Annotated in this window: 16 protein-coding genes; 12 read left to right on the top strand and 4 right to left on the bottom strand. The window is 67.0% G+C overall.

Translation table 11 applies throughout. The features are described 5' to 3' along the window. Positions 1 to 130: 130 nt before the first annotated feature. A complete protein-coding gene (gene lepA / locus ACP7CK_RS00825) occupies positions 131 to 1,939 on the bottom strand; it encodes a translation elongation factor 4 (RefSeq protein ID WP_426024834.1) in 1,809 nt (602 codons plus the stop codon). Positions 1,940 to 2,124: 185 nt separating this feature from the next. Between lepA and ACP7CK_RS00820 the strand changes: the two genes are divergently transcribed. Together ACP7CK_RS00820 and ACP7CK_RS00815 are read left to right on the top strand one after the other, a co-directional pair. Next, entirely contained in the window at positions 2,125 to 3,267 is a 1,143-nt protein-coding gene (locus tag ACP7CK_RS00820) for an efflux RND transporter periplasmic adaptor subunit (RefSeq protein WP_426024833.1), read from the top strand. Positions 3,268 to 3,276: 9 nt separating this feature from the next. Beyond that, positions 3,277 to 6,369, top strand: coding sequence for an efflux RND transporter permease subunit (locus ACP7CK_RS00815; protein ID WP_154726990.1), 3,093 nt, complete (start codon positions 3,277 to 3,279; stop codon positions 6,367 to 6,369). A gap of 245 nt (positions 6,370 to 6,614) precedes the next feature. Here the strand turns inward: ACP7CK_RS00815 and ACP7CK_RS00810 are convergent, their stop codons facing one another. From ACP7CK_RS00810 to nhaA, 3 genes are all read right to left on the bottom strand, one after another. After that, positions 6,615 to 7,394 carry a hypothetical protein gene (locus tag ACP7CK_RS00810; protein ID WP_426024832.1) on the bottom strand — a complete coding sequence of 260 codons (780 nt, stop codon included), beginning with the start codon at positions 7,392 to 7,394 and terminating at the stop codon, positions 6,615 to 6,617. 209 nt (positions 7,395 to 7,603) lie between these two features. After that, positions 7,604 to 10,240, bottom strand: a complete 2,637-nt coding sequence (locus tag ACP7CK_RS00805) for a TonB-dependent receptor (protein WP_426024831.1) — start codon at positions 10,238 to 10,240, stop codon at positions 7,604 to 7,606. 264 nt (positions 10,241 to 10,504) lie between these two features. Continuing rightward, complete coding sequence (gene nhaA, locus ACP7CK_RS00800; RefSeq protein ID WP_035309728.1) at positions 10,505 to 11,698, bottom strand: Na+/H+ antiporter NhaA; 1,194 nt, start codon at positions 11,696 to 11,698, stop codon at positions 10,505 to 10,507. 216 nt (positions 11,699 to 11,914) lie between these two features. Between nhaA and ACP7CK_RS00795 the strand changes: the two genes are divergently transcribed. From ACP7CK_RS00795 to ACP7CK_RS00750, 10 genes are all read left to right on the top strand, one after another. Continuing rightward, positions 11,915 to 13,372, top strand: coding sequence for a protein adenylyltransferase SelO (locus ACP7CK_RS00795; RefSeq protein ID WP_426024830.1), 1,458 nt, complete (start codon positions 11,915 to 11,917; stop codon positions 13,370 to 13,372). Positions 13,373 to 13,490: 118 nt separating this feature from the next. Beyond that, complete coding sequence (locus ACP7CK_RS00790) at positions 13,491 to 14,009, top strand: DUF2975 domain-containing protein (protein WP_426024829.1); 519 nt, start codon at positions 13,491 to 13,493, stop codon at positions 14,007 to 14,009. A gap of 10 nt (positions 14,010 to 14,019) precedes the next feature. Continuing rightward, on the top strand, positions 14,020 to 14,241 hold the full coding sequence (locus tag ACP7CK_RS00785; RefSeq protein WP_008264105.1) for a helix-turn-helix domain-containing protein: 222 nt from the start codon (positions 14,020 to 14,022) through the stop codon (positions 14,239 to 14,241). Between the two features lie 203 nt (positions 14,242 to 14,444). Beyond that, the gene (locus ACP7CK_RS00780) at positions 14,445 to 14,861 is read left to right on the top strand and encodes a DoxX family protein (protein WP_008263834.1); all 417 of its coding nucleotides are present in this window, start codon (positions 14,445 to 14,447) and stop codon (positions 14,859 to 14,861) included. Positions 14,862 to 15,042: 181 nt separating this feature from the next. Continuing rightward, positions 15,043 to 15,522, top strand: a complete 480-nt coding sequence (locus tag ACP7CK_RS00775) for a MerR family transcriptional regulator (protein ID WP_008261152.1) — start codon at positions 15,043 to 15,045, stop codon at positions 15,520 to 15,522. A 3-nt stretch (positions 15,523 to 15,525) separates the two neighbouring features. Beyond that, positions 15,526 to 17,310, top strand: coding sequence for an acyl-CoA dehydrogenase C-terminal domain-containing protein (locus tag ACP7CK_RS00770; RefSeq protein WP_035310776.1), 1,785 nt, complete (start codon positions 15,526 to 15,528; stop codon positions 17,308 to 17,310). Between the two features lie 170 nt (positions 17,311 to 17,480). Further along, positions 17,481 to 18,644: an acyl-CoA dehydrogenase family protein gene (locus ACP7CK_RS00765; protein ID WP_008258988.1), complete on the top strand. Its 1,164-nt coding sequence runs from the start codon at positions 17,481 to 17,483 to the stop codon at positions 18,642 to 18,644. A 43-nt stretch (positions 18,645 to 18,687) separates the two neighbouring features. Then, positions 18,688 to 18,945, top strand: coding sequence for a type II toxin-antitoxin system Phd/YefM family antitoxin (locus ACP7CK_RS00760; protein WP_292149755.1), 258 nt, complete (start codon positions 18,688 to 18,690; stop codon positions 18,943 to 18,945). Next, positions 18,942 to 19,202 (top strand): Txe/YoeB family addiction module toxin, encoded by a 261-nt coding sequence (locus ACP7CK_RS00755; protein WP_292149754.1) that lies wholly within the window; start codon positions 18,942 to 18,944, stop codon positions 19,200 to 19,202. Before ACP7CK_RS00760 ends, ACP7CK_RS00755 begins: the two co-directional genes overlap by 4 nt. After that, positions 19,199 to 19,918 carry a 16S rRNA (uracil(1498)-N(3))-methyltransferase gene (locus tag ACP7CK_RS00750; protein ID WP_426024828.1) on the top strand — a complete coding sequence of 240 codons (720 nt, stop codon included), beginning with the start codon at positions 19,199 to 19,201 and terminating at the stop codon, positions 19,916 to 19,918. Before ACP7CK_RS00755 ends, ACP7CK_RS00750 begins: the two co-directional genes overlap by 4 nt. Positions 19,919 to 19,991 lie beyond the last annotated feature (73 nt).

The following is a 19,991-nucleotide window of genomic DNA, read 5'->3' as shown; positions in this document are numbered from 1 at the left end:
CACAACGGCCGGGCGACGCCCCAACGGCCTGCCTAGATCAGAGCGGTGCGGCCTTGCCTGGCCGCCCCCACCCCGTTGCTTCGCAACGCCCCTCCCCCGCAGGGGGAGGGAGAGGGCGGTGCGCTGGAGTCTAGTCCTCGTCCATCTTCAGGGCGGCGATAAACGCTTCCTGCGGGATTTCGACCTTGCCGAACTGGCGCATCTTCTTCTTGCCGGCCTTCTGCTTCTCCAGCAGCTTCTTCTTGCGCGTCGCGTCGCCGCCGTAGCATTTCGAGGTCACGTCCTTGCGGAGCGCGCGGACGGTCTCGCGGGCGATGATCTTGCCGCCGATGGCCGCCTGGATCGGGATGACGAACAGGTGGGGCGGGATCAGTTCCTTCATCTTCTCGACCATGCCCCGGCCGCGCGTCTCGGCGCGGGCGCGGTGGACCAGCATGGACAGGGCGTCCACCGGTTCGGCGTTGACCAGGATGTTCATCTTCACCAGGTCGCCGACCTTGTATTCGGTGATCTCGTAGTCGAACGAGGCGTAGCCCTTCGAGATCGACTTCAGCCGGTCGTAGAAGTCGAACACCACCTCGTTCAGCGGCAGCTCATAGACCACCATGGCGCGGGCGCCGACGTAGGACAGTTCGATCTGCTGGCCGCGGCGGTCCTGGCACAGCTTGATCACGCTGCCGAGGTATTCGTCGGGCGTCAGGATGGTGGCCTTGATCCAGGGCTCGGAAATGGTCTCGATCTGCATCACGTCGGGCAGGTCGGCCGGGTTGTGCAGGTCGATCTCGGAGCCGTCGCGCAGGCCGATCTTGTAGACCACCGACGGGGCGGTCGCGATCAGGTCCAGGTTGAACTCGCGGCTGAGCCGTTCCTGGATGATCTCGAGGTGCAGCAAACCGAGGAAGCCGCAGCGGAAGCCGAAGCCCAGGGCGGCGCTGGATTCCATCTCGTAGGTGAATGACGCATCATTCAGCCGCAGCTTGCCGATGGCGGCGCGCAGGTCCTCGAAATCGGCGGCGTCCACCGGGAACAGGCCGCAGAAGACCACCGACTGGACCTCCTTGAACCCCTTCAGCGGCTCGGCGGTCGGCTTTCTTTCATCGGTGATGGTGTCGCCGACGGCGGCGTGGGCGACTTCCTTGATCTGGGCGGTGATGAAGCCGACCTCGCCGGGGCCCAGCTGGTCCACCGGGGTGTTCTTGGGCAGGAAGACGCCGACCCGGTCGATCAGGTGGGTCGAGCCGTTGCGCATCATCTTGACCCGCATGCCGGTCTTCAGCACCCCGTCGAAGACGCGGACCAGGACGACGACGCCCAGATAGGGGTCGTACCAGGCGTCGACCAGCATGGCCTTCAGCGGGGCGTCGGGGTCGCCCTTGGGCGCCGGGAGTTTGGTGACGATGGCCTCGAGCACGTCCTCGATGCCGATGCCGGACTTGGCGCTGCACAGCACGGCCTCGGAGGCGTCGATGCCGATGACGTCCTCGATCTGGGCCCGGACCCGCTCGGGCTCGGCCGCCGGCAGATCGACCTTGTTCAGGACGGGGACGATCTCGTGGTTGTTGTCGATGGCCTGATAGACGTTCGCCAGCGTCTGGGCCTCGACCCCCTGCGACGCATCGACCACCAGCAGCGACCCCTCGCACGCCGCCAGGCTGCGCGACACCTCATAGGCGAAGTCCACGTGCCCCGGCGTGTCCATCAGGTTCAGGACATAGTCCTGCCCGTCCTTGGCGCGGTAGTTCAGGCGCACCGTCTGCGCCTTGATCGTGATCCCCCGCTCCTTCTCGATATCCATATTGTCGAGCACCTGCTCGGACATCTCGCGCGCGGTCAGGCCGCCGGTGAACTGGATCAGTCGGTCGGACAGGGTGGATTTGCCGTGGTCGATGTGCGCGACCACGCTGAAGTTCCGAATGTTCGAGATAGGGGGAGTCGTCATCCGCGCGGCCCTATCACGCGTAGAGGTCCGGGACCAGCGGGCGCGGCGATCCGCGCCCGCTGGCCGTGCTAGATTAAGGCTTTGCAACAATATGTATCCGCGTTTGAGAACGGCTCGCGGACGCGGTATGGGTCGCGCCTCCCGATAACCGGCGCGAGCCGGGGCCTGCAACCGAGGAACTCCCCGTGTCCAAGACGACCCGAAACGCTCTCAACCTCGGCGCCATGGCCCTGTCGGCCTTCCTGCTGGCCAGTTGCGGCGGACATGGCGATGAGAAGACCGAGGAGAGGGCCGCCGGCGGCTCGCGCCAGACCGTCACCGCCGCCACCGTGACCCTGACCAATCTGCGCCGCACCGTCACCGCCTCGGGCACCGTCTCGGCCTGGGAGGAAGTGCCGGTCGCGGCCGAGACCGGCGGCCTGACCGCCGTCACCGTCTATGTGGATGAGGGCTCCTACGTCCGTCAGGGCCAGCCCCTGGTGCAGATGAACGACGTCCTGCTGCGCGCCCAGCTGCGCCAGCAGCAGGCCCAGGTGCAGCTGGGCGAGGCCAATGTGGCGCGCGACGACGCGGCGCTGGAGCGGGCGCAGCAGCTGAAGGCGCGCGGCTTCCTGTCTCAGGCCTCGCTGGACACCGCCCTGGCCAACCAGCGGGCGTCGAACGCCAATCTGGCCGCCGCCCGCGCCACCCTGGCCCAGACCCAGACCCATCTGGCCCAGGCCACCATCCGCGCCCCCGTCGCCGGCCTGATCATCAGCCGCAGCGTGACCAAGGGCCAGATCATCTCGGCCGGGACCGAACTGTTCCGCATGGTCCGCGACGGCCGGCTGGAGCTGGACGCCCAGGTGCCCGAGACCGAGCTGGCCCAGGTTCGCGCCGGCCAGTCGGCGACCGTGACCTCCAGCGAGGCGGGAACCACCGCGGGCACGGTCCGGATCGTCACGCCCGAGGTCAACGCCAGCACCCGCCTGGGCCTGGCGCGCATCTCGCTGTCGCCCGGCGCCCAGCTGCGGCCGGGCATGTTCGCCCGCGCCGACATCGACGTCGGCGACCAGCCGGCCACCACCGTGCCCACCGGCGCGGTCCTGTATCGCGACAACAAGCCGGGGGTCTTCACCCTGGTCGCCGACGGCCGGGTTCACTTCCAGCCCGTCGTCATCCTGTCGCGGACCGACACCCAGACGGCCGTCACCGGCGTCAATGTCGGCGCCCAGGTCATCGTCAGCGGCGCCGGCTTCCTGAACGAGGGCGACCGCGTCAACGTCGCCCAGGCCCCCGGCGGCGCCCGTTCTGCTGGCCCCGCCGCCGCCCAGCCCGCGGCCAAGTAGGACCGACCCATGAACCAGATCTCGTCCTGGGCGATCAAGAACCCGATTCCGATCATCCTGCTGTTCCTGCTGCTGACCCTCGGCGGCGTGGTCGGCTTCATGGGGATGCGGATCAACTCCAACCCCGACATCGACTTCCCGCTGGTCAATGTCACCGCCGCCCGCCCCGGATCCGCCCCGGCGGAAATGGAGGTCCAGGTCACGCGGCTGATCGAGGACTCGCTGGCCGGCCTGTCGGGCGTGCGCCACATCACCTCGAACATCAGCGACGGCGTCTCGACGACGGTGATCGAGTTCGAACTGGGCACGGACACCGACCGCGCGACCAATGACGTGCGCAACGCCATGACCGGCCTGCGCGCCAGCCTGCCCCAGGACATGCAGGAGCCGGGGGTCCAGCGCATCGACATCACCGGCGACGCCCTGATCACCTATGTGGTCCGCTCGCCCACCATGACGCCGGAACAGATCAGCTGGTTCATCGACAACGAGATGAGCCGCGCCCTGCTGGCCCTGGGCGGCGTGGGCCAGGTCAACCGCTCGGGCGGCGTGGACCGCGAAATGCGGGTCGAGCTGGATCCGCAGCGGCTGGCCGCCTACGGCGTCACGGCGGCCGAGGTCAGCCAGGCCCTGACCAACGTCAACAACAACCTGCCCGGCGGCCGCGTCACCATCGCCGGGTCCGAGCGCGCCGTCCGCACCCTGGGCGCCGCCACCTCGGTGGCGCAGTTGCGCGAGACCCTGGTGCCGCTGGGCGAGGGCAAGACCGTGCGCCTGGATAATCTGGGCACGGTCGAGGACAAGTGGAGCGAACCGCGCCGCCTGGCCCGCTACAACGGCCAGGAGGCCGTCACCTTCAACTTCCTGCGCTCGCGCACCGCGTCCGAGGTCAAGGTCGCCGAAAAGGTCCGCGAAGAGGTCAAGAAGATCGACGAGGCCCATCCCGAGCTGACCATCAGCCAGGTCACGGCCAGCGTCGAAGAGATCGAAGAGAGCTATCTGGCCTCGCTGGAGGCCCTGCTGCTGGGCGCCGTCCTGGCCGTCATCATCGTCTTCATCTTCCTGCGCGACTGGCGCGCCACCCTGATCGCGGCGACGGCCATGCCGATGTCGCTGATCCCGACCTTCGCCATCCTGGGCCCGCTGGACCAGTCGCTGAACGTCGTCACCCTGCTGGCCCTGTCCCTGACCATCGGCATTCTGGTCGACGACGCCATCGTGGAGATCGAGAACATCGTCCGCCACATGCGCGACGGCAAACCGCCCTATGACGCCTCGCTGGAGGCGGCGGACGAGATCGGTCTGGCGGTCGTGGCCACCACCGCCACCATCATCGCCGTCTTCGCCCCGGTCGGCTTCATGCCCGGCATCATCGGCCAGTTCTTCAAGGCCTTCGCCCTGGCGGCCTGTGTCTCCGTGGCCTTCTCGCTGCTGGTCGCGCGGACACTGACGCCGCTGATGGCGGCCTTCATCCTGAAACACTCCCACCACGAGGATCGCGACCCGTTCTGGATGGGCGGCTATCTGAAGGCCCTGCACTGGTGCCTGGGCAACCGCTGGAAGGTCTTCATCATCGGCATCCTGTTCCTGGTCGGGTCGATCGCGACCTCGATCGTGGCCAAGATGTCGTTCGAGTTCATGTCGCCCGGCGACACGGCGCGCGCGGCCTTCCAGGTGGAGCTGCCGCCGGGCTCGACCCTGCGCCAGACCGACGCCGTGGTGCAGCAGATCACCCGCAAGCTGGAGGCCCGCCCCGAGGTCACCTCGGTCTATGCCGCCGTCGGCGGCCAGGACGTGACCCAGGCCAATATCTACGCCGACATGGTGCCCAAGGGCGACCGCGAGCTGAGCCAGCAGGCCTTCGCGCGGGTCATGGTCGACGAGATGAAACAGATCCCCGGCGCCCGCATCCGCGCCGGCATCAGCCAGCAGGGCGGCGGTCCCGGCGACGGCACCACCTACACCTTCTCGATCCTGAGCGACGATCCCGTCGCCCTGAACGCCGCGGCGCGCAAGGTGGAGGAAGAAATGCGCGGCGTGTCGGGTCTGGCCAATGTCGTCAACTCGGCCGCCATCGCGCGTCCCGAAATCCTGGTCACGCCGCGTCCGGACGAGGCCGCCCTGGCGGGCGTGTCGGCCGGCGCCATCTCCCAGGCGGTGCGGGTCGCCACCATCGGCGACGTCGATCAGAACCTGCCCAAATATAACCTGGGCGACCGCCAGATCCCGATCCGGCTGCAGCTGACCGAAGCGGCGCGCGAGGACCTGAGCGTGCTGGAGAACCTGCGGGTGCCGGCGACGGGCGGGGCTTCGGTGCCGCTGAGCGCCGTCGCCGACATCCAGTTCGGCGCCGGTCCGGCCACCGTCACCCGTCAGGACCGGTCGCGCATCGCCTCGATCAGCGCCGAACTGGACGGCATCACCACCGGCGCGGCGAGCGTGGCGGTCAACCGCCTGCCCTCGGTCCAGAACCTGCCCGCCGGCGTGCGGCAGGTGCCGGCCGGCGACGAGGAGTTCATCCAGGAGATGCTGACCGGCTTCGGCATCGCCTTCGCCTCGGGCATTCTGCTGATGTATGCGGTGCTGACCCTGCTGTTCAAAAGCTTCGCCTATCCGATCACCATCATGGCGGCCCTGCCCCTGGCCATCGGCGGCGCCTTCATCGCCCTGGCCATCGGCGGCGCCAACTTCTCCATGTCGGCCCTGATCGGGGTGCTGATGCTGATGGGGATCGCGGCCAAGAACTCCATCCTGCTGGTCGACTATGTCATCATGGCCGAGAAGGACGGGATGCCGCGCCGCGAGGCCATCATGGACGCCGCGCACAAGCGCGCCCGCCCCATCCTGATGACCACCTTCGCCATGGGCGCGGGCATGGTGCCAATCGCCATGGGCATCGGGGCCGACGTCCAGTTCCGCTCGCCCATGGCCATCGCCGTGCTGGGCGGGCTGATCTCCTCGACCTTCCTGTCCCTGCTCTACATCCCCGCCATCTTCACCATCGTCGACGACGTGGCCCAGTGGGCGCGGCGCATCCTGCGCCGCTCGACGGCGGGACAGCGGGAACTGGCGAAACCGCGGCAGGCGCCGTTGGTGGAGTGACGGCTTCCAACCTCATCCCCGTCACCCCACTCCCCGTCACCCTCGGGCTTGTCCCGAGGGCCCACGGCGGCTTCAGATGCGGGCTTTAGATGCGTCGCACGGCGCCGCTCCCTCCACACTTAGGCGGGGCGGAAGGGTGGGCCCGAGGGTGACAGGTTTAATAGGTTTAAGGTGCTCAGCGTCCCGAAACGCGTTTAGAGAATGGGCGTCCGTGGGGATGCGAACTGGCAGCATTCCCAGCGCACCTACCAATCCCTCGAAAAATCTCCTGCATTAAAGCTAATGCCATCCGGCGACTTAGCCCCCCAGTTCGGGCTATTCGTCCACGGCATGATCTTCTCGACCTGCCCGATGTCGAGCGGCTCGTCGGTGACCTGAACCGTGCATCGCCCCCAGGTCAGGCCGGGGAACTGCTTGGGCAAATCCTCGGGCGGGAGAATCAGACCGCTGCCCGGCACGAGAGGGGTTCGAAAGAGCGCGAGGATCGGCAGTTCGTCGAGCGCCAGAACGATGGGCGCCGTACCGACGAGCGCCCGCGCCTGGGCGGGGCTGAGGACGTACTGCCGCTCTGCCCGTGACAGACCCTCGTAGTCGCTTTGAGTCACGACCCGTTTACCGAGGCGGCCCAGCACCACACCGTAGGGCGTCCACGGGCCATAGGAACGCCGACGATGGCCATCCACGATCACATAGCCCTCGAGCATGGCGAACAGATAGGCTCCGCCCGGCAACGCCAGAGGCGTGGCGTCACCCTGCCAGGACCCTTGACCGGCGCCGTCCGACGGGAACCAGCCCGGGTCGTTGAAGTAGGTGAACTGACGGATCGAACTGCCACGGATCGGCCGACCGTCGATCAGAACCTCCAGCGTTAGACGGAAACGCGATCCCAGCTGATTGCCCGACGGGGGCCTGTCCTGATCGAGGCAGCCTGCCAGGCTTCCGCCCAGACCGGCCAGCACCGCCCGGCGCGGCAATCCCGTTGATGGACCGGGTCGACCTTCGCCCTGGTCGGATTTCGCCCTCATCGAACCCGCTCCAGGCCACGCGAGCTCGCATAAGGCGGTGCAGATCTGGTCACGACTTCAGGCCTCCCAAGGACCGCAGACAACTCCCGTTAGAGAGCCAACAAACCTCTACGATCGTATGAAAGGCCCAAGAAAAAGGGCCGACCGGTTTCCCGGTCGGCCCTTCGTCGTTCCCCCCTTTGAGCCTTACGGCCCGGGCGGCTGGACGATCAGTATTTGACCTTCAGCGTCACGCCCCAGGTGCGCGGGGCGCCCAGGTAGGCGTTGTAGGTCGCCGTGTCGGTGGCGATATTATAGTAGGTGCCGTTCGCCTGGGGCGTGGTGGTGTTGGTGAAGGCCGTGCCCTGCAGCGGAGCGGCGAAGCCGACCTGGGTGTATTCTTCCTGCAGCAGGTTCTGGCCCCAGACGTCGATGGTCCAGCGTTCGTCTTCCGACCCGATGGTGATGCGGCCGTTGACGACGGTGAAGGCCTCCTGGTCCTTGTAAGGCAGCAGGTCCGAACCGGTGTTGTAGTCGGTCGAATATTTGGCCGACAGGTTGAAGCCGCCGCGCAGGCCGCCGCCCAGCGAGCGGTCGAAGGCCAGGGCGCCGGTCAGCGACCATTCCGGAGCGAACGAGGCGCGGGCGCCCGGCAGCAGGGACAGGGCGGGGAAGCGCGCCGGGTTCGACAGGTCGGCGGCGGTGAAGTCGTTGTACTTGGCGTCCGTATAGGTGACGCCGCCCTGGAACATCAGGCCCTCGACCGGGGTGAACCAGACCATGTCGGCGTCGACGCCGCGCGAGGTCAGTTCCGGGATGGATTCCACCACGAAGGCGGTGCCCAGGAAGGTGTTGAGCTGGAAGTTCTCGAACTTCTGATCGAAGTAGGTGAGGTTCAGCAGCATCGAGCGGTTGAACAGGGTCGTCTTCACCCCCAGCTCGTAGCTGTCCACCGTCTCGGCGTCGAAGAACAGCGAGGCGTCCGGCGTCACCCCCGTCTGCACCCGGTCCATGTTGTAGCCCGCGCCCTTGTAGCCCCGCGCATAGGAGGCGTAGGCCATGACGGCGTCGTTGAACCGGTAGGAGCCCTTGAACGTGCCGCTGATGTCGGTGTCGCTGAACTTCTCCTGGATCCGGCGATTGTCATAGAGCGGGTTCGACCAGGGCAGGCACAGCAGGCCCACAGCCGCGGCCGGGGTCCCCACATTGACGGTGCCGGGGATGGCCGACGGCGCGCGGTTGGCCGGGTTCTGGTTCGCCAGGGCGCCGCCGCAGGCCGCGCCATTGCTTCCCAGATTGTCCTGAACCCCCAGCAGACGCTTGCTGTCATAGGTGTAGCGCAGGCCCAGGTTCAGGTCGAAGGCCTCGGTCACCCGCCAGGTGTTGTTGGTGAACAGGGCCACCGATTCCGACCGCTGGGAATAGTGGTCCTCATAGGCCTTGCCCGCCGCGAAGGTCGGGGCGGCGGCGCTGGGCGCCACGGCGCCGACGACGCAGAGCGGGGTGTTCGGCGCGGCGGCGGTGACCAGGAAGCCCTGCGGATTGGTGAAACAGCCCAGGCGGCTGGGGCTCGGTCCCCCCACGGCGGCCGGCAGGGTCGCCGTCAGCAGGAAGGAGGCGAAGCCGTTGTAGTCCGCGCCGTAGGAATAGGAGTCGTCGCGATAGACGCCTTCCTTGGTGGCGAACAGGCCGACCAGCCAGTCGAACTTGTCCGTCGCGCCGGCCAGACGGAATTCCTGGGTCAGGTTGTCGACGCCGTAGCCGTTGGACCCGTCATTCTCGCGGTGAAGGATGTCGGCGCCCGTATAGTCCAGGTCCATCCCCTGCTGGAACGACCAGTCGCGCCACGAGGTCTGCGACGTCAGGGTGGCGTTCAGGCTGGGCAGGTCGATGGTGGCTTCCGCCGACAGGCCCATGTCCTCGATCTCTTGAGGCGTCTCGCGGTTCGAATAGGCGGTGCGGCTGAAGGGCACCGTGCCGAAGCCGGCGACGGGCGGCCGCTGGCCGGGGCCGTTCGGCGCGGCCAGGGCGGCGATGAAGGCCTGGGTCGGGCCGACGCGGGTCTGAACCGCCGAGCAGCAGAATTCGTCGCGCTTGGTGTAGTCGGCGATCAGGCGGATCGACACCTCGTCGCTGGGCAGGATCAGCAGCTGGCCGCGACCGGTCCAGTAGTCCTGGGTGTTGTCCTCGGTCAGGGTGCGCGGGCCGTCGCCGACGTTGACGTCATAGAAGCCGTCGCGCTCGCGGTGCGCCACGAAGATGCGGCCGGCGATGATGTCGCTGAGCGGGCCGGTCGCCGAGACCGAGCCGCCCATGGCGCCGTAGTTGCCGGCGGTCAGTTCGGCCGAAACCGACGGGTCGAACGACGGGCGTTCGGTGATGATGTTGATGACGCCGGCCGAGGTGTTCTTGCCGAACAGGGTGCCCTGCGGTCCCTTCAACACCTCGATGCGGCTCAGTTCGCCCAGGTCGCCGAAGCCGACCGAGTTGCGCGAGCGATAGACGCCGTCGATCACGACGCCGACCGAGGATTCCAGACCGGGGTTGTCGCCGACGGTGCCGGCGCCGCGGATGCGGACCGTGGTCGAGGCTTCGGACTGGGTCGAGGTCACGGTCATGCCCGGCGTCAGGATCTGCAGATCCTTGATGTCCTGCACCCCGGCGCCGTCCAGCACTTCCTGCGACAGGGTCGTGACCACGATCGGCACGTCCTGCAGGCTCTGTTCGCGCTTCTGGGCGGTGACGATGATGTCGTCCACGCTGGTGGGCGCCTCCTGGGCGGCGGCGATCCCGGCGAAGCCGAACACGGCGGCGCCGACGACGGCGGCGGACACGGTGGTCCGGAGATAGCGGTTAGTGTGGCGCATGAAAGCGTCCTCCCGGCTCTGAAGCCCGGTCACGCGGAGCGAGACCGCAGCGTTTCCTAGTTCCCAATCGACGCGCCTCTGCGTGGAGACGCGTTCAGTACCGCAGAGGCTAAGCCCGCTTGGGCGTGAGCTACAAGCGAGCGTTGTTACCCGCGACGATTTTTCGCCGCAGTTCGACCTTCCTGTGACAAGGAAGAGACAGAAAACGCTTACGCTAGGTCAGTTTTTGCACCGCAGTCGCGGCTTTCGCGGCGAAATCGGGGGCTATTCGCCCCCGACCTTCGACCGGGTACGGCCCGCCAGACCCAGAACGACAGCCGCCGCCACGGCCGACAGGATCGAGCCGCCGATGACGCCCAGCTTGACCTCGACCTGTTCGGGCGAATCGACCGCGCCGGGGAAGGCCAGGACGCCGATGAACAGGCTCATGGTGAAGCCCACGCCGCACAGCAGCGACACCCCATAGACCTGCAGCCAGGTGGCGTCGGTCGGCCGGGCGCCGATCCTCAGGGCCGAGGCCAGCCAGGCCATGCCCAGCACGCCGATCTGCTTGCCGAAGAACAGGCCCAGGGCGATGGCGACGACCAGGGGCGCAAAGGCCTGGTCCATCGTCAGGCCGGCGAAGGAGACCCCGGCCTTGGCGAAGGCGAACAGGGGCAGGACCAGGAAGGCGTTCCACGGATGCAGGTCGTGCATCGCCTCCTTCAGCGGGCTCTGGTGATCTTCCTTGCGGGCCGCGATCGGCACGATCATGGCGAAGGCCACGGCGGTCAGAGAGGTGCTCAGCCCCGACAGGACCGTCAGATACCAGACGGCCGCAAAGCCCAGCACCCAGAAGGGCGTCGGGATCCGGATCCGGTGCGCCACCAGGCCGCCCACGGCGATCAGGCCCAGGGCCCAGAACAGCGGCGCCCAGTTGGCCCCCTCGCTGAACAGGACCGCGATCAGGGCGATGGCCCCCAGGTCGTCGACGATGGCCAGGGTCAGCAGGAAGACCCGCAGCGACGACGGCAGGCCCTTGCCGACGAAGCCGAAGATGGCCAGGGCGAAGGCGATGTCGGTGGCCAGCGGAATGGGCCAGCCCGCATGGGGCGCCCCCATCGTCGCCGACAGCAGCAGATAGACGGCGGCCGGCCCGGCCATGCCGCCCAGGGCCGCCAGCACCGGCGTCGCCAGCTTGCGCGGGTCGCTCAGTTCCCCGCGCACGATCTCGTATTTGATCTCCAGCCCCACGACGAGGAAGAAGATCGCCATCAGGCCTTCCTTGATCCAGTCGGAGATCGATTCCTCCAGCCGGATCGGACCGATCTGAAGCACATGATAGCTCTTCAGCCAGGTGAAATAGTCCGCCGACCAGGGCGAGTTGGCCACCAGCACCGCCGCGATGGCCGCCAGGGCCAGGGCCGAGCCGGACGCGGCCTCGGTCTTGAGGAAGTCGAGAGTCAGTTTGCGCGCCACGGCGGCCTCCGATCGAAAGGATGAGCTGTCGTGACGCCAGGTTATCGACGGGCGTCGGACCGGGTTCGCCGCTTCATCGTGTGAAGACGGCGCCGGCCTGGCCGCAAGCGCAGCCTGATGTCTGCCGACAAGAATACGGCATGGGCCCAGAGGTTCAACCGAAACCGTCACCATAGGCGACTTGCGAAACAGATGCGGCGGTCGCACCTAGCCCCCATGCCCCCCTCCCCCGCCTATCGCCACGAAGCGCGCGTCTTCGATCTGGGCCCCGATTTCGCCGACGCCGTCCAGGCGGCCGATTTTCCCCGGGCCGTGCTGCGGTTCCGCAACGACCGCGCCGCCGCGGATGTGGGGTTGGAGGGGCTGAGCGACGCCGAATGGATCGCCGCCTTCGGCCGGTTCGCGCCCCTGCCGGGTCAGCCCGGCCCCCTGGCCATGCGCTATCACGGGCACCAGTTCCGCCAGTACAATCCCGACCTGGGCGACGGGCGCGGCTTCCTGGCGGCGCAGATGCGCGAAACGCCGCGCGCTCAGGCAACGAGCGACCGCGTCGGGAGCGATAGCGCCCCAGGTCGACTTCTCGACCTGGGAACAAAAGGCTCGGGTCAGACGCCCTGGTCGCGCGGCGGCGATGGGCGGCTGACGCTGAAGGGCGGGATGCGCGAGGTGCTGGCGGCCGCGATGCTGGAGGCCCAGGGCGTGCCGACCAGCCGGGCCTTCTCCCTGATCGAGACCGGCGAGGCGCTGGAGCGGGGGGACGAGCCGTCGCCGACCCGCTCGGCCGTGCTGGTGCGCCTGTCCCACTCCCATATCCGTTTCGGAACCTTCCAGCGCGCCGCCTATCTGGGTCGCGCCGATCAGATCGAGACCCTGATCGAACACGTCCGCACTCTTTATCACCCGACGGTCGCCGCCGGGGACGCGCCCGGCCTGCTGCGCGCCGTCGTCGAGGCTTCGGCCCGACTGACCGCCCGCTGGATCGCGGCCGGCTTCGTCCATGGCGTGCTGAACACCGACAATCTGAACGTCACGGGCGAGAGTTTCGACTATGGCCCCTGGCGCTTCCTGCCCGAATACGACCCGGCCTTCACCGCCGCCTATTTCGATCAGACCGGCCTTTACGCCTTCGCGCGCCAGCCCGAGGCGGTGTTCTGGAACCTGACGCAACTGGCCGGCTGTCTGAAACTGGTCGCCGGGGCCGAGCCCCTGACCGACGCCCTGAACAGCTTCGGCCCGGCCTATATCCGCGAACTGCGCGCCGCCTTCCTGATGCGGCTGGGCGTGCTCAGCCTGGGGGAGGCGGCGGACCAGAGGCTGGTCGATGCGACCCTGGCCCTGTTGCGGGAGGGCGGCGAGGCCCTGCGCTGGGAGCCCCTGTTCTTCGACTGGTTCGGCGGCTTCGCCTCCTCGGCCCGCGCCCTGTCGGGGCCGCGCGCCAGACTGTACCAGGGCGAGGCCTTCGACGTCTTCCGCTTCGCCCTGATGGAACATGAGCCCGACCGGATCGAACGGCTGGAGCACCCGATGTTCGCCGCCCGCGAGCCAGAGGAGATGCTGATCGAGGAGGTCGAGACGATCTGGGCCGCTATCGACGCCGCCGACGACTGGGGGCCGTTCCAGGCCAAGCTGGCGCGGCTGGAGGCCGCCCGCACCGCCTGGGGCTTCACCGCCTGAGCTGAACCTTACGAAAGCTTCATCTCGTTTATCGATAATTTTCTTGCCCGTTTATCGATAAATCCATATCGATAGTCACGAAGGCGTCGCGGAGGGCGACCCAGTGGAGGGCTATCGGATGAAACTCGTGGGCAAATATTCGGCCGCCAGCGCACTGCGTTGGCTGTTGGGCTTCTTCAACGTCTTCGTCACGATCGGAGCCGTCGCCGTGGGCGTCCTCCTAGTCGCCAGCATGATCATCGGCATCGACTGGATGGAGCCGCTGCGCGACGGGGCGGCGGATCCTGACGGAAACTACGAGCTGACCGGTCGCCTGACCTTGCTCGGGGGCTTCCTGGCCTGCGGCCTGACTTGGTGGGTCATCAATCGGCTGCGCCGCATCCTGCTTTCGGTGAACCAAGGCGACGCCTTCGAGTTCGCCAATGTCAAACGGCTCCAGGCCGTCGGGTTTGGCCTGCTGGGTATTCAGCTGACCGCCCTGATGCTGGCCCTCGTTGCGCCCCAGGTCATCCCTCAGTCAGTGTCCGACTATGACTTCGACCTCGGATCCTGGCTGGGCATCCTGGTGGTCTTCATCTTGGCCGAGGTGTTCCGCCAGGGCGCGGCCATGCGCGACGAACAACTGACCACGGTCTGAGAGACGCGTCATGATCATGATCCAATTGGACCGGCTGCTGCTCGAACGCCGCATGTCCCTGACCGAACTGTCCGACCGCGTCGGCGTCACCCTGGCCAATCTGTCGATCCTCAAGACCGGCAAGGCCCGCGCCGTCCGCTTCTCCACCCTCGACGCCCTGTGTCGCGAACTGGACTGCCAGCCCGGCGACCTGATCGTCCAGACGCCGGGGCCCCAATCGGAAGAACCCTGATCGGCTGAAATATCGTCAGAACCCGTTGCAGGGGCGGCGCGAATCGGGCCACTCGCGCCGCCCCTGAAACACAAAGTCATCAGCTGATGTCATCAATTGATGTCATCGCGTGATGACAAATGATGAAAGGGCCTCTAGATACCCCCTTGCGAACGGTGCCGCTCAATCCGATATCGCAACTGTTACCAATCAGGCCCCTCCCGATGACCACAACCCATCTGCCCGTCGCCCAGGCCCGCAGCCGCGCCGCCTACAAGAACATCACCCTGTGGACGCTGCAGGGCTGGATCGCGATGTTCTTCATCGCCGCCGGCTACGCCAAGCTGACGGAGCCGATGACCAACCTCATCACCCTGATGGGCTGGCCCGCCGTCGCGCCCGAGAACATGGTGCGCGGCATGGGCGTGGTCGAGCTGGTGCTGGCGCTGGGCGTTCTGGCCCCGCTGATCTCCTGGCGCGTCGGCCGCCCCCTGCTGCTGACCTCGGCCGCCGGCCTGATCGTGCTGGAATCGACCATGCTGATCATCCACGCCCTCAGCCAGGACATCGGCCTGGCCGTGGTCAACCTCATTCTGCTGGGCTTCACCATCCCGGTTCTGCTGGGTCGCCGCACGGCCTGACCCGCCCCTGAAGATCGATCGCCGGGCCCCTCTCCCCCTCCTGTCCCGGCGTGTCGCGCCCGGAGCCTTCTCCCCCCCTGGCTCCGGGCTTTTCTTTGCCTGCTGTCCATCTCGGCGAAAGCTTACCCTTACGCGCACGTAAAGCCTTTCCTTTACGCGCACGTAAAGTTATGGTGCCCGCATGGCCACCGCCGACGATCACCGCACCTATTCCATTCGCCAGCTGTGCCGCGAGTTCGACGCCACGGCCCGCGCCCTCAGATTCTACGAGGACAAGGGTCTGCTGACGCCGGCCCGCAAGGGGCAGACGCGCGTCTATGATTCCCGCGACCGCGCGCGGCTGAAACTGATCCTGAGAGGCCGCCGCATCGGCTTCACCCTGCAGGAAATCCAGGAGATGCTGGACCTGTATGACCGCAAGGATCACAACGTCCACCAGATGGCGGTGGCCCTGAGACGCCACCGCGCCCAGATCGCCGCCCTGAAGCAGCAGCTGGAAGACATCGAAGGCGCCATCCAGACGGCGGAAGACGCCTGCGCCTGGATGGAGTCCAAGCTGGGCGAACACCGGCCGGACCTGCTGCCCGGCGCGGAAGACTATGAGAAGCTGCTGCGCGCACGCCTCAACCACGACCATCACCCCTTCAAAGCGAGAGCCTGACCCATGGCCTACAAGTCGCCCGTCCGCGATTTCACCTTCATCCTGAATGAAGTGCTGGAGATCGACCGCTACACCAACCAGCCCGGCTTCCAGGACGTGTCTTCGGACCTGGTCGGCCAGATCCTGGAAGAAGGCGGCAAGTTCGCCGACGAGGTCATCGCCCCGATCAACAATCCGGGCGACAAGGAAGGCTGCCACTGGTCCGAAGGCGGCGTCGTCACCGGTCCCAAGGGCTGGAAGGAAGCCTACAAGGCCATGTCTGAAGCCGGCTGGATGGCGCTGGCCGCCGACCCGGCCTACGGCGGCCAGGGCATGCCCAGCATCGTCGCCTCGGCCTTCGGTCAGATGACCGCCGGCGCCTCGGCGGCCTTCTCCATGTATCCGGGCCTGACGTCGTCCGCCTATGCCGGCATCCACGCCAGCGCCTCGGACGAGATCAAGGCCAAATACCTGCCCAAGATGGTGTCGGGCGAATGGTCCGGCACCATGAACCTGACCGAGCCCCAGTGCGGCACGGACCTGGGCATGGTCCGCACCAAGGCCGTGCCGAACGGCGACGGCTCCTATTCGATCACCGGCCAGAAGATCTGGATCTCGGCCGGCGAGCACGACTTCTCGGACAATATCATCCACACCGTCCTGGCCCGCATCGAAGGCGCGGTTCCGGGCATCAAGGGCCTGTCCCTGTTCGTCGTGCCCAAATATCTGGTCAACGAGGACGGCTCGCTGGGCGAGCGCAACACCCTCGAATGCGCCGGCCTCGAGCACAAGATGGGCATCCACGGCAACGCCACCTGCGTCATGCAGTATGACGGCGCCAAGGGCTGGCTGCTGGGCGAGGAAGGCCGCGGCATGAACAACATGTTCGTGGTGATGAACGAGGCCCGCCTGGGCACCGGCCTGCAGGGCCTGGCCATCGGCACCGCCGCCTATCAGGCCGCCGCCGAGTTCGCCAAGGACCGCCTGCAGGGCCGCAGCCTGACCGGACCCAAGAACCCCGAAGGCCCGGCCGATCCGATCATCGTCCACCCCGACGTGCGCCGCATGCTGCTGGAGGCCCGCGCCTTCGTCGAAGGCGGCCAGGCCTTCATCCTGTGGACCGCCCTGCACGCCGATCTGGAGAAGTCGGAAGACGAGGCCGTCGCGACCAAGGCCAAGGACTACATGGGCCTGCTGACGCCCGTGCTGAAGGCCTATCTGACCGACAAGGGCTTCCACGTCGCCTCGCTGGCGATGCAGGTCCACGGCGGTTCGGGCTATACCGAACACTTCCCGGCCAGCCAGTATCTGCGTGATGCCCGCATCACCATGATCTACGAGGGCACGAACGGCATCCAGGCGCTGGACCTGGTCGGCCGCAAGCTGCCGGCCCACGGCGGCCGCGCCATCATGACCTGGTTCGGCGAGATCGACGCCTTCGTGGCCGAGAACGGCGCGAACGAGGCGATCAAGCCCTTCGTCGACGGCCTGGCCGACGCCAAGAAGAAGCTGCAGGAAGGCACCATGTGGCTGATGCAGAACGGCATGGCCAACCCGGACAACGCCGGCGCCGCCTCGACCGACTATCTGAACGTCTTCGGCCTGACGGCGCTGGCCTATATGTGGGCCCAGATGGCCAAGGTCGCCCAGGCCCAGGTCGAGTCCGGCTCGACCGACCCCTACTACGCCACCAAGCTCCAGACCGGCCGCTACTTCGTCGAGCGCATCCTGCCCGACGCCGGCGCCCATCTGGCCAAGCTGAAGACCGGCGCGGACGTGCTGATGGCCATGCCGGCCGAGGCGTTCTGAGCCGGCGCTAACCTCTCCCTCCCCCTCGGGGGAGGGCGGTCGACGCGCAGCGACGACCGGGTGGGGAGGCTCGGCGACACAAAGACCGAGCCCGCTCACCCTGCCGTCCCCACCCGGCCGCTTCGCGGCCCCCCTCCCCGGACGGGGAGGGAGACGTCCAGGAAACGCTCATGAACATCCTCAACAGCCCCGACCCCGATTTCATGCGTGAAGAGGAGATTGTCCTCTTCTCCGACAGCGTCGGCAAATGGATCGACGAGCACGCGCCGCCGGAAAAGGTTCAGTCCTGGATCGCCAACTCGTCCGTACCGCGCGACCTGTGGAGCCAGGCCGGCGCCGACGGCCTGCTGGGCCTGTCCATGCCGGAAGAAGACGGCGGCATGGGCGGCGACTATCGGCACGAGGTGGTGCTGATGCGCCAGTTGGGCTGGAAGGGCGCGGACCATTTCGGCATCAGCCTGCACAACGCCATCGTCGCCCCCTACATCTGGCACTATGGCACCGAAGAGCAGAAGGCGCGCTGGCTGCCCCGGCTCCAGTCCGGCGAACTGGTCGGCGCCATCGCCATGACCGAACCGGGCGCGGGCTCCGACCTGCAAGGGGTCAAGACCACGGCGGTCAAGTCCGGCAACGGCTATGTCGTCAACGGCTCCAAGACCTTCATCACCAACGGCCAACTGGCCAACTTCATCATCGTGGTCGCCAAGACCGACCCGGCCGAGGGCGCCAAGGGCACCTCCCTGATCGTGGTCGAAACGGACGGCGCCGAAGGCTTCGAACGCGGCCGGAACCTGCACAAGATCGGCATGGAGGGGAACGACACGTCCGAGCTGTTCTTCAACGACGTGAAGGTTCCCGGCGACAACATCATCGGCGGCGCCGAGGGCCAGGGCTTCGTCCAGCTGATGCAGCAACTGCCCCAGGAACGGCTGAACATCGCCGTACAGGGCGTCGCCGCCGCCGAGCGCGGGCTTGAGGCGACCCTCGCCTACGTCAAGGAGCGCAAGGCCTTCGGCAAGCGGGTCATCGACTTCCAGAACACCCAGTTCAAACTGGCCGAGGTCAAGACGAAACTCACGGTCGCCAAGGTCTTCGTCGACCACTGTATCGGCCTGCACCTCAAGGGCCAGCTCGACGCCGCCACGGCCTCCATGGCCAAATACTGGGTCACGGACATCCAGGGCGAGACCATCGACGAGATGCTGCAACTGCACGGCGGCTATGGCTACATGAACGAATACGCGATCGCCCAGCTGTACAAGGACGCGCGGGTGCAACGGATCTACGGCGGCACGAACGAGATCATGAAGCTGCTGATCGCGCGGACGCTCTGAAAGCACGCTTGCGTGAATGTACGGAAATATGTACATTCACAACATGAACGCGATGTCTGTCACCGAACTCCGCAAGAACCTCGCCTCGGCCATCGACCGGGTGACGGCGGATCATGACTACACCATCATCACGCGCGAGGGCGGCAAGCCGGCCGCAGTGCTGATGTCGCTGGAGGACTTCGCCTCGTGGCAAGAGACCGAGTATCTGCTGCGCAGCCCGGCGAACGCCGCGCGTCTGCGTGAAGCGGTCTCGGAACTCGATGCGGGCGGTGGTCAGGTTCGCGAACTGATTGAAGAATGAAGCTGACCTTCCAGACCTACGGGTGGGAGGATTACCTTCACTGGCAAGACCATGATCGGAAGATGCTGCGAAAGCTCAATCGGCTGATCATGGAATGCCAACGCAGCCCATTTTCCGGCACTGGAAAGCCTGAACCGCTGAAGGGCGATTTCGCGGGATGGTGGTCGCGGCGCATCGACCAGGAACATCGCCTCGTCTATCGCGTGACAGACGATGCGCTTTTGATCGCCCAATGCCGCTATCACTACGACCGATGATCCGCCTCCACGTCACATCGCCGCTCGCCGCCGCCGCCGCCGTCGCCCCAACCCTCGACCAGTCGCGCTATCTGACCCAGGTCATGCGGCTGAAGGTCGGGGACGAACTGCTGGTGTTCAACGGCCGCGATGGCGAATGGCGCTGCACCATCGCCGAAGTCCTGAAGAAGGGCGTCATCCTGCGCGCCGAGGAACAGGCGCGGCCCCAGACCTATGGCCCCGACCTGGAGCTGATCGTCGCCGTGGTGAAGAAGGCCAGGGTCGAGACCATCGTCGAGAAGGCCGCAGAGCTGGGGGCGCACCGGGTGCGGCTGGTCCTGACCAAGCGGACCAACGCCGACCGCATCCGCCTGGACCGGCTGGACGCCATCGCCGAGGAGGCCGCCGAACAGACCGGGCGGCTGGACGTGCCCCCGGTCGATGATCCGGTGAAGCTGGACGCCCTGCTGGACGGCTGGGAGGCCGGCCGGCGCCTAATGTTCTGCGACGAGACCGGCGGCGCGCCGGCCGTGCCCGCAATGACCGCCGCGGGCCAAGGTCCGTGGTCCATCCTGATCGGCCCCGAAGGCGGTTTCTCACCGGAAGAACGCGAACGGCTGCGGTCCCTGCCCTTCACCACGGCGGTCTCTCTGGGCCCGCGCATCCTGCGCGCCGACACGGCCGCCATCGCCGCCATGACCCTGTGGCAGGCGGCGGTCGGGGATTGGGAGCGTTAAAACCTCCGCTCATCCCCTTGAGCCGGACCCAAACCTCGCCCATCTAGCCGCGACACACGGTCGCTCAGAAACG

Origin of the sequence: Brevundimonas sp. TSRC1-1, assembly GCF_049898245.1 — a bacterium.
Classification (GTDB): Bacteria; Pseudomonadota; Alphaproteobacteria; order Caulobacterales; family Caulobacteraceae; genus Brevundimonas; species Brevundimonas mediterranea_A.
The sequence above is the reverse complement of the archived record's forward strand: the minus strand, read 5'-3'. Positions and strand labels throughout refer to the sequence as shown.